This is a genomic window from Nonomuraea sp. NPDC049607 (genome assembly GCF_040675375.1).
In the GTDB taxonomy this organism is placed as follows: Bacteria; Actinomycetota; Actinomycetes; order Streptosporangiales; family Streptosporangiaceae; genus Nonomuraea.
The window spans coordinates 45,543-60,448 of sequence record NZ_JBFAOV010000019.1; the positions used below are offsets into that span (position 1 = coordinate 45,543).

The window sequence follows — 14,906 nt, forward strand, 5'->3', positions numbered from 1 at the left end:
ACAATGGGATCCTGTGTCCGATTTGACGCTGGTCAACGTCCTTCGCCGTAGGCTTCGAGCGCTCCCCCACCTCTGGGTGGACGGGGCGCTCGCCCTGTTGATCGCCGTCGTCCAGGCATGGCCGCTGATCTCCAGTCATGACCCGTCCGGCGGCAGGTGGGACGCGTGGGGGTACGTGGTCGCGATCGGCGCCTCGCTCCCCGTCGTCTGGCGGCGCAGGTGGCCGGTGACCATGCTGATCGTCAGCCTGCTCGTGGGCGCGCTCTACGACTTCTCCGACAACGTCGCCCGCCAGCCCATCTGGTACGGCGCCCTCGTCATCTTCTACACGGTCGCCGCCTACTCCCCCCGCCTGCCCCGGGTCGTCATGCTCGTCGTGACCCTCGTCGGCGGCCTGTCCTCCGTCGGCTCGTGGGAGACCGCGATGCGCGGGGTCGCCCTGTTCTCCGCCGCGTACGCCATCGGCCGGGCGGCGGCCACGTCCCGCGCCCATGCCGCCGAGCTGGCCGAGCGCGCGGCCCGGCTCGAAAGGGAGCGTCAGTTGGAAGCCGAGCGCGCGGCCGAACGCGAGCGGGCCAGGATCGCCCGCGACATGCACGACATCCTGGCCCATGCGGTCAGCCTCATGGTGGTCCAGGCCGAGGCGGGGCCCGTGGTGGTGCGCAGCAACCCGGCCAGGGCCGAGGCCGCCTTCGACGCCATCGCCGCGGCGGGCCGGGACGCGATGGTGCAGCTCCGCCGTATGCTCGGCGTACTGAAGGAGGACGAGCCCGAGGCGCCGAGGGCGCCGCAGCCGACCCTCGCGGACCTGCCCACGCTGGCCGGCCAGGTGGCGGGGACCGGCCTGGAGGTGAACTTCGCCGAGGTCGGCGAGCCGCGCCCGATCGGGCCCGACAGCGCGCTGGCCGCCTACCGGATCACGCAGGAAGCGCTCACCAACATCGTCAAGCACTCCGGCGCCGACCGCGCCGAGATCCGGCTCACCTGGGAGGACGACCACCTCATGATCGACGTCACGGACAACGGGCGCGGCGGCGGCCCCGCGCTGCCCTCGGGTGGCAACGGGCTGATCGGCATGCGCGAGCGGGCGGCGGCCTGCGGCGGCAGCGTGACCGCCGGCCCGCGCGCCGACGGCCCCGGCTTCGCGGTGTCGGCGCGGCTGCCGCTGGAGGCCGGCCGATGAGCGTGCGCGTCGTGGTGGCCGACGACCAGGAGCTGGTCAGGGGCGGGTTCGCGATGATCCTCGACGCCCAGCCCGACATCTCGGTGGTGGCCGAGGCGAGCGACGGGATCGAGGCCGTGGCCGCCGTACGGGCCCACGAGCCCGATGTCCTGCTGCTCGACATCCGCATGCCCAGGATGGACGGCATCGAGGCGGCCAGGATCGTGTGCGCCGAGACCGGCTGCCGGGTGCTGATCCTGACCACGTTCGACCTGGACGACTACGTGTTCGACGCGCTGCGGGCGGGCGCCAGCGGCTTCCTGCTGAAGGACGTGCGGCGCGACGACCTGGTGACCGCGGTCCGCGTCGTGGCCGCGGGCGAGTCGCTGCTCGCCCCCACGGTGACCCGGAGGCTGATCGCCGAGTTCACCTCCCGCCCCGCGGCCGCGGCCACCCCCGCCCGGACGCTGGAGTCGCTGACCGCCCGCGAGCGCGAGACGTTGCAGCTGATCGCGCGCGGGCTGTCCAACGCGGAGATCGCCGAGAGCATGGTGGTCAGCGAGCACACCGTGAAGACGCACGTCAGCAACGTGCTGAGCAAACTGGGCCTGCGGGACCGCGTGCAGGCCGTGATCGCCGCCTACGAGTCGGGGCTGACCGTTCCCGGGGCGTAACGGGAGGATCAGGCGGGTAGGCGGCCCATATGACTGAGGGTTTCGATACGGACACGCTCTGGCAGGAGTTCCATCGGGTGGTCAACATGAACTCCGAGGAGCTGCGCGGCTACCTGCTGGCCGACGCCTCGGACGAGGAGGGCTTCCCTCCCGACCCCGACATGGGCATCGACGAGCTGGGCCGGGGCGTGCTGCACGTCCTGAGCAAGCGGAAGGGCGACCTGACCAAGACCGACCTGGACGTGATGCGCCAGGTGGTCGAGCTGGTCGAGACCATGGGCGACCGGACGGACGACGACTCGCGGCGCGAGCTCATGTCCGTCGGGCACGACCCGCTCAGGGCATAACCTCCGAATTCAACAAATGGTGGATGTGGGGCGACGCAAAGTGATGAAATGTGCGAAGCAGACTTCGTCCGAGGAGATCCGTTGAGAGACAACCTCGACCTCGCCGCGAGCGCCCAGCAGCTGGCCGACGCCGCCCCGACGGGATCGATCGATCGCGCCGCGGCGTCGTCCGTGGCCATCACGCTGGCCACGACACGTGACATCACCGACGCGCGGCAGGCCCTCGACGGGTTGTCCCCGGCGGAGGTGCGCCAGGCCGCGCTCGACCTCTTCGACCAGCTCGCGGCCGGCTGAGCCGCCCGTGCCGGCCTGCCCGGTGCCGCCGGTGCGTACGGTGGGGGCATGCGGATCGGGGTTCTGGGGCCGCTCCAGGTGGCTGGGGCCGAGATCGGCGGCGCCCGCGTACGCGCCCTGCTCGTCCGCCTGGCGCTCGACCCCGGCCGGGTGGTGACCGCCGACCGGCTGATCGACGACCTGTGGCCCGGCGAGCCGCCCGCGCATCCGGCGGCGGCGCTGCAGTCCCTGGTGTCGCGGGCCCGCCGGCAGGCGCCGGGGCTGATCTCCTCCCACCCGGCCGGCTACCTGCTGGACGTGCCGCCCGGCGAGGTGGACGCGTCGGCGTTCGAGCGGCTGGTGCGGGCCGGTGACCCGCGCGGCGCGCTGGCGCTGTGGCGCGGGCCCGCGCTGGCGGACGCGGCCGGCCTGCAGTTCGCCGCCGCCCCGGCCGCCCGCCTGGAGGAACTACACCTCACCGCCCTCGCCACCGCGATGGCCGCCGACCTGTCAGCCGACCCGGCGGCCGGGAGCCCCGGGCCCGGGGTCGTGGCGGAGTTGGAGGGGCTGGTGGCCGAGCTGGAGGGGCTGGTGGCGGCGCATCGGCTGCGGGAGCCGTTCCACGCCCTGCTCATGCGGGCGCTGGTGGCGCGCGGGCGGCGGGGCGAGGCGCTGGAGGTCTTCGAGCGGATCAGGGCCGACCTGGCCGGCGAGCTGGGCGTCGATCCCGGCCCCGAGCTGCGCGCGGCCCACATGGCGGCCTTGCGCGACCCGGCCCCCGCGCCGAGGGGCAACCTGCCCGCCCGGCTCACCGGCTTCGTCGGCCGGAAGGGCGACGTCGCCCGGCTGCGCGCGCTGCTGGACGGCCAGGACGAGCGGCTGGTCACGCTCGTCGGCCCCGGCGGCGTGGGCAAGACCCGCCTGGCGCTGGAGACCGCCTCGGGGCTCGACGTGCCGGACGGGGTGTGGCTGGTCGAGCTGGCCTCCGCCACCGGCGTGCGGGCCGCGGTGGAGAGCGTGCTGAGGACGACCGACGTGGTCCGCACGCTGCGCGGCACGTCGCCGCTCATCGTGCTGGACAACTGCGAGCACGTCGTCGAGGAGGCCGCCCTGGTCGCGCGGTGGCTGCTGTCGGAGGTGGCCGGGCTGCGCGTCCTGGCGACCAGCAGGGAGCCGCTCGACGTCCCCGGCGAGAACCTGCACCCCGTCCTCCCACTGCCCGAGGCCGCCGAGCTGTTCCTGGCGCGGGCCGCGGCGGCCAGGCCCGGCCTGGAGGTGGGCGCGGCGGACGCCGAGCGCATCTGCCGCGAGCTCGACGGCATCCCGCTGGCGATCGAGCTGGCCGCCGCCCGGCTGCGCACGATGCCGGTGTCCGTGCTGGTCCGGCAGCTCGGTGACCGGCTGACCTTCCGCGGCGGCCGCACGTCGGAGCCGCGCCACCGTACGCTGCGCGACGTCATCGACTGGAGCTGGAACCTGCTGTCCGCGTCCGAGCGCGAGCTGCTGCGCGGGCTGACGGTCTTCTCCGGCGGCGCGACGTACGAGGCCGTCGCGGAGGTGTGCGGCGGCGACCCGGACGACCTCGCCTCCCTCGTGGACAAGTCGCTCGTGTCGGTCTCCGGCGACCGTTACTCGATGCTGGCCACCATCAGGCAGTACGCCGCCGCCGACCTGCCCGCGCTCCGGCAGGCCCACGCCCACTACTACACCCGGCTGGCCGAGGACGCCGAGCCCCTCCTGCGTACCGGCGAGCAGCTCGCCTGCCTGGAGGTGCTGGACGCCGAGCAGGACAACCTCGACGCCGCGCTGCGCCACTCCGACGACCCGCTCAGGCTGATCCTGCCCCGGTTCTGGCCGTGGATCATGCGTGGGCGACGGCGTGAGATGAGCGAGCGGGCGGCGGCCGTGCTGCGCCGGGTCGGCGACGTACCGCCGCCGGGGCGCGAGCTGGCACACGGGCTGTGCCGGGTGCTGACGGGCGGCGAGCCGACCCCGGCGGTGCTGGGCTCCGGCCATCCCGCCGCGCTCAACTTCTGGGCCATGAGCGGCGCGCGACGCCCGCCCGCCGAAGTCGTCGAGCTGACCGAGGACACCGTCGAGCGCCTGCGCGACTCCCCCGACCTGTGGACGCGCTCGGCCGCGCTGCTGCTCGGCGGCATCGTCCGGTTCGAGTACGGCACGGTCGCGGGCGCCGAGGACCTGCTCGGCCCGGCCCTCGACGGCTTCCGCCGCACCGGCGACCGCTGGGGCCAGTGGGCCTCGCTCTACTGGCTGTCGCTGGTCGCCGAGAACCGGGGCGACTTCGCCGCCGCGCTGGCCCGCGCCGAGGAGCCCGGCCGCCTGGCCGAGGAGCTGTCGGGGCTGGACGCGCCGCTCGGCCCGATGACGTACCTGCTCCGGCTCGGACAGCTCAAGGCGCGGGCGGGCGACCACGAGGGGGCCGCGGTCACGCTGGAGGAGGCGTGGCGGTCGGCGCTGCGGGCCGAGGACGCGGTGACCCAGGCCAGGGTTCTGCACGCCCGCGCCGAGCTGGCCCGGCGCACCGGCGACCGGACCGGGGCGGCCCGGCTGCTCGTCCGCGCGCTGGCGCTCGGCAGCGGGGAGGGGCCCGCGCAGTTCAGGGCGTTCATGCACGTCGAGCTGGCCCGCGTGGCCGCGCCGGAGCCGTCGCTGCGCACCGCCCTGGAGCTGATGGAGACCTGCGGCGACCGGACGGCCCGCGCGGCCGTGCTCGAAGGCGCGGCCGAGCACCTGCCGCCCCGGGCGGCGGCCGAACTGCTGGGCGCCGCCCGCGCGCTGCGCGGCATCGACGGCTCCGCCGATCCCCTCGTCGTCGCCCTCGACGGGCGGTGCCGCTCCATGCTCGGCGCCGACGCCTTCCACGAGGCCCTGACCAGGGGAGCAGCGCTGCCTGACCCCGAACGGCACGCGCTCTTCCTGCTGGGCTGAGCCCGTCGCGTGCGCGGCACGGGGTGTCGCACCATATGGTCTGGGGAGAGGCCACGGAACCGACGACGAGCCCCCTGCTCCACCGCTCCCCGGATGACCACGGAACACCTTCCGGATTTGCGGCGGATACGCCAGGGTTGTGGCAACTTTCCACCGCAATGTGAGGAGATCTGTGGCCAGTCCAAGTGTGGTCGACACCCGGGGCAGTGACTTCGCCCGACTAGCCCGCCGAATCTCGGACGCCGGTCTCCTCGACCGGCGTCCCGTCTATTACGCGGTGCGGCTCAGCATCGTCGTCGCCGCGTATCTTGGCTGCTGGGCGCTGTTCGCCTGGGTGGGCGACTCGTGGTGGCAGCTCCTCGTCGCGGTCGCACTGGCCGTGGTCTTCGCCCAGTTCGGTTTCGTCTCCCACGACCTGGGCCACCGCCAGGTGTTCAGGACGCGGCGGCCGAGCGACGTGACCGGTCTCCTCCTCGGGAACCTCGGCATCGGCCTGGGCTGGGGGTGGTGGACCACCAAGCACAACCGCCACCACGCCAACCCCAACCACGAGGACCACGACCCGGACGTCTCGCCCGCCGTCCTCGTCTGGTCGGACGACCAGGTGGCGCGGAGCGTCGGCCTGCCCCGTTTCGTCGCCAAGTACCAGGCGTTCTGGTTCTTCCCGCTGCTCACTCTTGAGGCCTGGCACCTGCACGTGGCCAGCTTCAAGGCGCTGCTCGCACCGTCGGCCAAGCGGCCGTGGGCGGAGCTGGCGCTGCTGACCGGCCACTTCGTGCTCTACTTCGGCGCGGTCTTCACCGTGCTGCCGTTCGGCAAGGCCCTGGTGTTCCTGGTCGTGCATCAGGGGCTGTTCGGTCTCTACCTGGGGTCGACGTTCGCGCCCAACCACAAGGGCATGCCCGTCCTGACCAAGGACGACAAGCTGGACTTCCTTCGCAAGCAGGTGCTGACCTCCCGCAACGTCAGGGGCGGCCTGTTCACCGACGTGGCGCTCGGCCAGCTCAACTACCAGATCGAGCACCACCTGTTCCCGAACATGCCCGCGCCCAACCTGCGCAAGGCCCAGCCCATCGTCGAGAGCTACTGCGCCGAGGTCGGCGTCAGCTACCTGCAGACCGGGCTCGTCGCCTCCTACGGCCAGGCCCTGCGCCACCTCCACGAGGTGGGCGCCCCGCTGCGCCGCTGAGCCTCAACCCTCCTCCTCGACCCGTCTCTCCAGGTCGGCACGGCGCCGTTCGAGGTCGGCGATCAGCTCGGACTGCTCGTCGGCCTGGGCGATCATGGCCGAGGTCTCGATCTGGTCGGTCGCGCCGATGTCGCCCACCTGGTCGCGCAGCTCCTGGTTCTCCGCCTTAAGCCGGGCGAGGTCCTCTTCGACCTGCCGGAGCTCATCCTTAGTCGTCATCCCGCTCAACTACCCCATGACCCGCATGACCATACAAAATGGAGCACATGCGCAGATTGCAGGCGAGCACCACGGTGTCCCTCTTGGTGGTCGCCGTCGCGCTCGCCGGCACTGTGGTCGCCGCGTTCCGGAGCGTGCAGCCTCCCAACGTCCTTGACGTGGTGCTGCCGATCGTGTCGTGCGGCGCGCTGATGCTGCGGCGGCGCCTCCCCGTCGCGTCGCTGATCGTGGTCGTCGCGGCGGTGTCCGTCTACTACCCGCTCGCCCGGCTCGACGGGCCGCTGATCGTGCTGGTGTTCGTGGCCCTGTACACCGCCGCCGACCAGGGCCGGCTGGTCGCGGCCATCGCCACCGGGGCCGCCGTCCTGCTGGCCATGGGATTCGGCGAGGCCCACGGGGTCAGGCACGTGGACGACAGCATGTTCGGCGCGATCACCGGCTGGGTGGTGGCCGCGATCGCGTTCGGCGGGGTCACCAGGAACCGCCGGGCGTACCTGCTGGAGGCGCAGCAGCGCGCGCTGGACGCCGAGCGCTCCAAGGAGGAGGAGGCCAGGCGGCGCGAGAGCGAGGAACGGCTGCGCATCGCCAGGGAGCTGCACGACGTGCTCGGGCACAACATCTCCATGATCAACGTGCAGGCGTCGGCCGCGCTGCACGGGCTCGCCAGGCGCCCGGAGAAGGCCGAGGCCGCGCTGCGGACCATCAAGGAGACCAGCAAGGAGACGTTGCGCGAGCTGCGCACCACGCTCGGGGTGCTGCGCCAGGTGGACGAGGACGCGCCGACCGCCCCCGCGGGCAGTCTCACGCGGCTGCCGGACCTGGTCGCGGCGTCGGGGCTGGAGGTGGCCACCGAGCTGTCCGGCCCGCTGGACGACGTGCCGACCGAGGTCGACCTGGCCGCTGCGCGCATCATCAGGGAGTCGCTGACCAACGTCGCCCGCCATTCCGGCACGACGAAGGCCACCCTCGCGGTCAGCAACTCATCCGGAAATATCCTGATCCGGGTCGATGACGACGGCCCGGGTGTCACGTACACCGAAGGCAGCGGCTTCGGCCTGCAGGGCATGCGCGAGCGCGCCACCGCGCTCGGCGGCGACCTGGAGGCCGGCCCGCGCCCCGAGGGCGGTTTCCGCGTCGTCGCCCGCCTGCCACTGAACGGAGCCCGATGATCCGCGTACTGCTCGCCGACGACCAGACCCTGGTACGCGCCGGGTTCCGGTCCATACTGTCCGACGAGGACGACATCGAGGTCGTCGGCGAGGCCGGCACCGGCGCGGCGGCCGTGGCGGGCGCCCACGAGCACCGGCCCGACGTCGTGCTCATGGACATCCGCATGCCCGAGCTCGACGGCCTGGAGGCCACCCGGCGCATCGCGGGCGACCCGCGGCTCGACGGCGTCAAGGTCATCATCCTGACCACCTTCGACCTCGACGACTACGTCTACGGCGCGCTGCGCGCGGGCGCGGGCGGGTTCCTGGTCAAGGACACCGAGCCGGCCGAGCTGATCCACGCGGTCAGGGTCGTGGCCAGGGGCGACGCGCTGATCTCGCCGTCGGTGACGCGGCGGCTGATCGCGGAGTTCGCGGGCCGGGTCAAGCGGCCGGAGCCGGGCCCCGAGCTCAACGCGCTCACCGAGCGGGAGCGGGAGGTCATGGGCCTGGTGGCGGCCGGGCTGTCCAACGACGAGATCGCCGCCCGCCTCGTGCTCAGCCCCGCCACGGCGAAGACGCACGTCAGCCGCATCATGACCAAGCTCGCCGTGCGCGACAGGGCCCAGCTCGTGGTGCTCGCCTACGAGGCCGGGATGATCACGCCGGGCTGGCTTACAACTTGAGTCGTACGTCCAAAGTGATCTTCCGCCCGGGGTTGTACGCCGGATTGCAGACCCCGGCATGACGCGGCGGAGCACGCCGTAACGCGAAGCTTTCCGGCATGGACACCGTGGACCTCGCCCGCCTGCAGTTCGCGTTCACCGCGGGCGCGCACTTCCTCTTCGTCGCGCTGACGCTCGGCCTGGCGACGCTGGTGGCCGTCGTCCAGACCCGGGCCACCTTCAGCGGCGACCCCGTCCATCTGCGGATGACGAGGTTCTGGGGGCAGCTCTACATCATCAACTACGCCATGGGCATCGTCACCGGCCTGGTCATGGAGTTCCAGCTCGGCCTGTCGTGGAGCGGGCTGACCGACTACGCGGGCAACGTCTTCGGCGCCTCGCTGGCGATCGAGACGCTGGTGGCCTTCTTCGTCGAGGCCACGTTCCTGGGCCTGTGGATCTTCGGCTGGAACCGGCTGAACCGCTGGGCGCACCTGGCGCTGATCTGGGTCGTCACGCTGACCGCGTACGCGTCGGCGTTCTGGATCATGATCTCCAACGGCTTCCTGCAGAACCCGGTCGGCTACGCCCTCGACGGCGGCAGGCTGCGGCTCACGGACTTCGGCGCGATGGTCGCCAACCCGGCCGCGCAGATCGCGTTCGGGCACGTCATGGGCGGCGCGATGATCGTCGGCGGGTTCTTCATGGCCGGGGTGAGCGCCTACCACCTGCGCAGGCGAACGGCCGAGCAGGCCCTGTTCAGGAAGTCGCTGCGCATCGGTGTCGGCGTCGCGCTGCCGGCCTCGTTCTTCACGGTGACGTTCGGCGGGCTCGGGTTCCAGACCCTGCAGCCGTCCAAGGCCGCGGCCTGGACCGGCCAGGCCGACCGGCTGGCCGCCGTGCAGGCGGACATGGCGGCCCGGTTCGGGCCGGGCGACTACCTGCCCGCGACCGGCTGGGTGCAGGGGGCCGGCATCACGATGATGATCCTCTGGGTGGTGATGACGATCGTGGCGGGGCTGAGCCTGCTGCTGATGTTCTTCCCGCCGGTCGTGCGCGGGTTCCGGGCCTGGCACTGGCTGCTGACGCTGATGATCCCCGTACCGTTCGTCACCATGCTCGCCGGGTGGACGTTCCGGGAGATGGGCCGCCAGCCGTGGGTGGTCTACGGGCTGTTGCGGACGTCCGACGCCATGTCGCCGGTGACGGCGGGCCAGATGCGGTTGTCGCTGACGGCGTTCGTGACGGTGTTCACGGTGCTGATCGCGGTCAACTACTGGCTGCTGGCCAGGGCGGCCCGGCGCGGGCCCGACGCGGTCGCGCTCGGCGCCCTCCCGACCGAGACGCCGGTCCCGGTCCCCGCCTTCTGACCGGTCCCCGCCTTCCAGCCCGTCCCCGCCTTCGCCCCTCCCCTCCTCGCCTTCTAGGAAGCGAACATGGAAATCTTCGTCCTGGCCTTCTTCGCGCTCGGCTATCTCGTGCTGGGCGGGGCCGACATCGGGGTCGGCATGGCGCTGCCGTACCTCGGGCGGTCGGCGGGCGAGCGGCGCGAGGTGATCGCCGCGATCGCGCCGTTCTTCCTCGGCAACGAGGTGTGGCTGGTGGCCTCGGCCGGGGTGCTCGCCGGGCTCTTCCCCGAGTTGGAGGGCCACCTCCTGAGCGGCAACTACGCGGTGGTCGTCGCGCTGCTCGTCTCGTGGGTGGTCCGGGACATGGGCCTGTGGCTGCGGGGGCGGGTGCCCGGCGCGCGGTGGCAGGCGTTCTGGGACGGCGGGATCGTGGCCGGGAGCTGGGGGCTGGCGCTGACCTGGGGGCTGCTGCTCGCCGAAGTGCTGCTCGGCATGCGCGGGCCGCTCGTGCTGCTGGCCGCGCTGGTGGTGGCGGCGCTGTTCGCGGTGCACGGGCTGGCGTTCGCGGCGCTGCGGCTGCGCGGATCGCTGCGGGAGCGGGCCGGGCTGCTGTCCGGCGAGGCCGGCGAGGGCCGCACGTACGCGCTGACGGCCGGCGCGATGCTGATGGTCGGGGTGCTGGCCGGGCTGCGGCTGCCGCTGACGGCGGGGTCGTCGGGCGCGTTGCTGACGCCGGTGATCCTCGTCCTGATCCCGCTGCTGGTGGCCTCGCAGGGGTGGGTGTGGTGGACGTTCAGGCACCGCGTGACCGGCCCGTCCTACCTGTGACAAGGCGGGCGCCGGTTCTGCCACCTGAGGACCGCTGCCTGTGACAAGGCGGGCGGCCTTCATGGCGCGCCCGCCCTGTGTCAGGTCAGAACAGCGGAGCCCCGTCGCGGGTCAGCTTCCAGTTGGCGGAGGCGAAGTCGGCGGGGTTGATCGTGCCCTTGGCGGTGGCGTACTCGATCAGCGCCTGGCGGATCTCCACCTGGGCGTTGTACAGCACCGGGGCCGTGGTGACGTGCGGGAACCCGCCGCCGCCCGACTGGCGGTAGTTGTTGATCGCGACCACGAACTCCTTGTCGGCCGGGATCGGCGCGCCCTCGAAGGTGAGGTTGGCGATCCGCTGCCCGGCGGGCTTGGCCACGTCGATGTCGTACGAGACGCCCGAGAGCTGGTCGTAGTTGTAGTCCGGGGTGTTGGCGGCGTTCGTCAGCTTGGTGACGTCCACCGGATCGCCCGGGTTGAGCTGGTTGAAGTAGCGGGCCGAGTACTCCAGATAGTCCTTGATCTGGGCGCCGGACAGCTTGATCGCCAGCAGCGTGTTGTCGTAGACGTAGAGCCCGGCCACGTCCCTGACCCGTACGTCCCCGGCGGGGAAGACGGCGGTGCGGCTGAACGGCGCGGCGATGGACAACACCGGCAGCGTGTTGCCCGGCAGGGCGGCCTTCACGGTCTCGGTCTGCACCTGCTGGATGTAGTCCAGGATCGGCGTGTCCTTGTACGGCGACTCGGCCGCCGACAGCTCCTCGGCCGACTTGGCGACGACCTTGTTGACGTAGCCGACCGTGGTGTCGTGCTGCGGCTTGAGCAGCGAGACGATCTTCGGGTCCTCGGTGACCGTGTTGGTGTTGAGCGTGGCGGAGGTCTTCCCGGTGACGACCCACTTGCCGCGCTGCTTGGCGAGGGTGAAGTCGAGCCGCGACAGGCGCTGGCCCCACTTGCCCGGCTCGGTGAGCAGCACCTGCTGCCCGGTGGCCTTGTTGGTCACGAAGCGCTGGGCGACCTCGTTGTGCGCGTGCCCGAACAGCACCGCGTCGATGCCCGGCACCTGTTCGGCGACCATCGCCGAGGCGTTCTCGACGGGCAGGTCGGTGCCGTAGGAGGAGATGCCGCTGTCGCCCGCGTGCGCGGTCACGACGACCACGTCCGCGCCGAGGCCGCGGATGACCGGCACCCACTTCCTGGCCGACTCGACCAGGTCGGTGAAGCGCAGCTTGCCCTCGACGTTCGCCTTGTCCCAGATGGCCACGCCCGGGTTGGTCAGGCCGAGCACCCCGACCTTGATCGGCTTCTCGCCCTTGACCTTCATGGTCTTGATCACGAACGGCTCGTACGCCGGCTTCCCGCTCCCGGCGTGCACGGCGTTCGCGCCCAGCACCGGGGCCTTCATCTGCTTGATCCAGGTGGCCAGCAGCGGCAGACCGTAGTTGAACTCGTGGTTCCCGAGGGTGACGGCGTCGTAGCCGATGGCGTTCATGGCCTTGGCCATCGGGTGGGTCTGCCCGGTCTCGGTGATCGGCTCGACCTTGGCGTAGTAGTACGCCAGCGGCGTGCCCTGGATCGTGTCACCCGAGTCGAACAGCAGCGTGTGGTCCGCCCCGCGCTCGGCCCTGACCTTGTTGACCAGCGACGACACCTGGGCCAGGCCGATAGTGTTGCCCTGCTTGTCGGAGTAGGCGGCGTCCTTGAAGTAGTCCCAGTTGAGGACGTTGCTGTGGATGTCCGACGTCCCCATCACGGTGACGGTGACGCTCTTGTCCCCGCTCGCGTGGGCGGGGAGCGCCCCCAGGGCCAGCGCGGTCAGCGCGGCGGCCCCGGTGGCGGCGAGCTTCTTGGTCTGCATGTGCCTGGAGAGTAACTAGGACAAATTACTCGTTGGTTACGAAATCGCGGATGAGGGCTGTCACCTCTTCTGGACGTTCGTGCAGCACCACGTGACCGCTGTCGAGCTCGGCGTACCGGCTGCCGGGCAGCGCGGCGTGCAGGGCGCGGGCGTGCTCGACCGGGACGAGGTGGTCCTGGGTGCAGCCGATCACCAGCGTGGGGGCGGTGATGTTCGGGAGCAGGTCCCTGATGTCGGTCCGCAGGTCCAGCTCGATCTGGCGTACGGTGCCGGGCGGCGGGTCGCCGGCCATCATGGCCTTCACGCCCTCCTCGCCCAGGCCGCTCACGAAGGCCGGGCTGAAGCCGACCAGCGGGCCGTACGCCGCGAAGCTCTCGGGGTCGGCGGCCGCCAGCCGGGCCCAGGTACGCAGGCCGAGCCGCAGACGCGGGTCGCCGGCGTGCGTCCAGCCGGCGATCAGCACCAGCCGCCTGACCAGCTCGGGATACCGGGCCGCGACCCCGGCCGCGACCACCGCTCCCAGCGAGAACCCGACCAGGTCGGACGGGCCGCTTTCGGGGAAGGTCGCCGCCACCTGCTCGATCAGCAGGTCGAGCGTGAGGTCCCCGCCGGGGTCGGTGGTCTCGCCGCTGCCCGCGTAGTCGGGGGTGATCACCGTGCGGATGTCGGTGAAGTTCTGGACGAGGTGGCCGTAGTTGCCGGCGGCGTCGCCGCCGGTGCCGTGGACCATGACCAGACCGGGGCCGCTGCCCGCCCGGTCGAAGTGCACGTGTCCGCCGTCGTGGATGACCGTGGGCATGAGGTGACTCCTAGAGGTTTCCGCCGCCGGTGGCGTCGAGGGTGGTGCCGGTGATGAAGCTCGCCTCGGGCGAGACGGCGAACGCGACCACGTTCGCGATCTCGCCGGGCTCGCCGATGCGGTTGAGCGCGTGCCTGCTCGCGGCGTACGCGCGGGCGTCGGGGTCCTGCAGCCAGCCCGCGTTGACGTCGGTGTCGATGATGCCGGGCGCGACGTTGTTGACCGTGATGCCACGCGGCCCCAGCTCCTTGGCCAGGGCCAGCGTGAACACCTGGACCGCGCCCTTGGTCATCGAGTACGCGATGCCCTCGGGGAAGGCGATGCGGGCCACGCCGGAGGTGATGTTCACGATGCGGCCGCCGTCCGGGATCAGCGGCAGCAGTTGCCGGGTGAGGAAGAACAGGCCCTTGACGTTGACCGCGAACACCCGGTCGTAGCCCTCCTCCGTCTCCTGCGCGATGGGCCTGGACATGCCGATGCCCGCGTTGTTGACCAGCACGTCGAGCACGTCCGTCTCGTCGGCCACCCGCCGGGCGAGCCGGTCCACGTCCTCCGGTACGCCCAGGTCGGCCTGTACGGCCACGGCGTGCGCCCCGATCGTCCGGACGACCTCCTCGGCGGCGTCCGCGTCCCTCGCGTAGTTCACGATCACCCGGAACCCGTCTTCGGCCAGGCGCAGCGCGATGGCCCGGCCGATGCCTCTGCCGGCTCCCGTGACCAGGGCAGTCCTCATCGCTCGAATCCTTTCTTTAGCGATCGATACAGAAAACCATAACATAGCGATCGCTATAGAATGGCGGCATGGCGAGGCAACGGGCATTCGACAGGGACACGGCACTGGAGAGCGCGCTGCGCGCGTTCTGGACCCACGGCTACGAGGCGACCTCGATCGCCGAGCTGACCGCCGCCATGGGCATCAGGCCCCCCAGCCTGTACGCGGCCTTCGGCGACAAACGGCGGCTGTTCGAGGAGGCGGTGCGCCGCTACCAGCTCACCTACGGCGCCTTCACCACCAGGGCGCTCACCGAGGAGCCCACCGGCCGGCAGGCGGTCGAGCGCGTGCTGCGCGAGTCGGCCGCCGAGTACGCGAGCGCGGACCACCCGCGCGGCTGCCTGATCATCAGCGCCGCGGTCAACTGCGGGCCCGAGTCCGCCGAGGTGGAAGAGCTGCTGCGGGGGTTCAGGGAGGAGGCGAAGGCGGCGATCAGGAGGCGCGTCGACGACGACGTGGCGGCCGGGCGGCTGGCTCCCGGCACCGACACGGGAGCCCTGGCCACCTTCTACGCGTCGGTGATCCAGGGCATGTCCACGCAGTCACGCGACGGCGCCCCCTACGCCGACCTGCTGAAGGTCGCCGAACTCGCGATGACCGCCTACCCGCCCCCCACGCCTTGACCACCGCACGGCGACTCACCCGCCTTGACCACCGCGCGGCAACTCACCCGCCGCACGACAGCTGGGCCGCCG

The 14,906-nt window shown here is 71.9% G+C and carries 15 protein-coding genes; 11 read left to right on the forward strand and 4 right to left on the reverse strand.

Going from position 1 to position 14,906, the window contains the following annotated elements; all coding sequences use genetic code 11:
• Positions 1 to 13 precede the first annotated feature (13 nt).
• From AB0J97_RS31385 to AB0J97_RS31410, 6 genes are all read left to right on the forward strand, one after another.
• Complete coding sequence (locus AB0J97_RS31385; protein WP_364095252.1) at positions 14 to 1,183, forward strand: histidine kinase; 1,170 nt, start codon at positions 14 to 16, stop codon at positions 1,181 to 1,183.
• The gene (locus AB0J97_RS31390; protein ID WP_357696472.1) at positions 1,180 to 1,836 is read left to right on the forward strand and encodes a response regulator transcription factor; all 657 of its coding nucleotides are present in this window, start codon (positions 1,180 to 1,182) and stop codon (positions 1,834 to 1,836) included. Before AB0J97_RS31385 ends, AB0J97_RS31390 begins: the two co-directional genes overlap by 4 nt.
• A gap of 29 nt (positions 1,837 to 1,865) precedes the next feature.
• Positions 1,866 to 2,183 carry a DUF3140 domain-containing protein gene (locus tag AB0J97_RS31395; protein ID WP_357696474.1) on the forward strand — a complete coding sequence of 106 codons (318 nt, stop codon included), beginning with the start codon at positions 1,866 to 1,868 and terminating at the stop codon, positions 2,181 to 2,183.
• Positions 2,184 to 2,264: 81 nt separating this feature from the next.
• Positions 2,265 to 2,477 carry a hypothetical protein gene (locus AB0J97_RS31400; RefSeq protein ID WP_357696476.1) on the forward strand — a complete coding sequence of 71 codons (213 nt, stop codon included), beginning with the start codon at positions 2,265 to 2,267 and terminating at the stop codon, positions 2,475 to 2,477.
• Between the two features lie 48 nt (positions 2,478 to 2,525).
• Positions 2,526 to 5,405 (forward strand): BTAD domain-containing putative transcriptional regulator, encoded by a 2,880-nt coding sequence (locus tag AB0J97_RS31405; protein ID WP_364095259.1) that lies wholly within the window; start codon positions 2,526 to 2,528, stop codon positions 5,403 to 5,405.
• A 172-nt stretch (positions 5,406 to 5,577) separates the two neighbouring features.
• On the forward strand, positions 5,578 to 6,594 hold the full coding sequence (locus tag AB0J97_RS31410) for an acyl-CoA desaturase (RefSeq protein ID WP_364095262.1): 1,017 nt from the start codon (positions 5,578 to 5,580) through the stop codon (positions 6,592 to 6,594).
• A gap of 3 nt (positions 6,595 to 6,597) precedes the next feature.
• Here AB0J97_RS31410 and AB0J97_RS31415 read toward each other — a convergent pair whose 3' ends face one another.
• Entirely contained in the window at positions 6,598 to 6,813 is a 216-nt protein-coding gene (locus tag AB0J97_RS31415; protein WP_357696480.1) for a hypothetical protein, read from the reverse strand.
• A gap of 47 nt (positions 6,814 to 6,860) precedes the next feature.
• Here AB0J97_RS31415 and AB0J97_RS31420 point away from each other — a divergent pair, with 47 nt between their 5' ends.
• The 4 genes from AB0J97_RS31420 to AB0J97_RS31435 all read left to right on the forward strand — a co-directional run bounded on the left by AB0J97_RS31420 (position 6,861) and on the right by AB0J97_RS31435 (position 10,803).
• Positions 6,861 to 7,982, forward strand: coding sequence for a sensor histidine kinase (locus AB0J97_RS31420; protein WP_357696482.1), 1,122 nt, complete (start codon positions 6,861 to 6,863; stop codon positions 7,980 to 7,982).
• Entirely contained in the window at positions 7,979 to 8,647 is a 669-nt protein-coding gene (locus tag AB0J97_RS31425) for a response regulator transcription factor (protein WP_357696484.1), read from the forward strand. The genes AB0J97_RS31420 and AB0J97_RS31425 overlap by 4 nt, the downstream gene beginning before the upstream one ends.
• A 98-nt stretch (positions 8,648 to 8,745) precedes the next feature.
• A complete protein-coding gene (locus AB0J97_RS31430; protein WP_364095272.1) occupies positions 8,746 to 9,996 on the forward strand; it encodes a cytochrome ubiquinol oxidase subunit I in 1,251 nt (416 codons plus the stop codon).
• 66 nt (positions 9,997 to 10,062) lie between these two features.
• Complete coding sequence (locus AB0J97_RS31435) at positions 10,063 to 10,803, forward strand: cytochrome d ubiquinol oxidase subunit II (RefSeq protein ID WP_364095275.1); 741 nt, start codon at positions 10,063 to 10,065, stop codon at positions 10,801 to 10,803.
• 85 nt (positions 10,804 to 10,888) lie between these two features.
• On the opposite strand, the gene AB0J97_RS31440 is transcribed toward AB0J97_RS31435, so the two are convergent.
• The 3 genes from AB0J97_RS31440 to AB0J97_RS31450 are packed head-to-tail and all read right to left on the reverse strand — an operon-like array spanning position 10,889 to position 14,172.
• Positions 10,889 to 12,640, reverse strand: coding sequence for a 5'-nucleotidase C-terminal domain-containing protein (locus AB0J97_RS31440; RefSeq protein WP_364095278.1), 1,752 nt, complete (start codon positions 12,638 to 12,640; stop codon positions 10,889 to 10,891).
• A gap of 25 nt (positions 12,641 to 12,665) precedes the next feature.
• Positions 12,666 to 13,439 (reverse strand): alpha/beta hydrolase, encoded by a 774-nt coding sequence (locus AB0J97_RS31445; protein WP_364095281.1) that lies wholly within the window; start codon positions 13,437 to 13,439, stop codon positions 12,666 to 12,668.
• 10 nt (positions 13,440 to 13,449) lie between these two features.
• Positions 13,450 to 14,172 carry an SDR family oxidoreductase gene (locus AB0J97_RS31450; RefSeq protein WP_364095284.1) on the reverse strand — a complete coding sequence of 241 codons (723 nt, stop codon included), beginning with the start codon at positions 14,170 to 14,172 and terminating at the stop codon, positions 13,450 to 13,452.
• A 68-nt stretch (positions 14,173 to 14,240) separates the two neighbouring features.
• Here AB0J97_RS31450 and AB0J97_RS31455 point away from each other — a divergent pair, with 68 nt between their 5' ends.
• Positions 14,241 to 14,834: a TetR/AcrR family transcriptional regulator gene (locus AB0J97_RS31455; protein WP_357696495.1), complete on the forward strand. Its 594-nt coding sequence runs from the start codon at positions 14,241 to 14,243 to the stop codon at positions 14,832 to 14,834.
• Positions 14,835 to 14,906 lie beyond the last annotated feature (72 nt).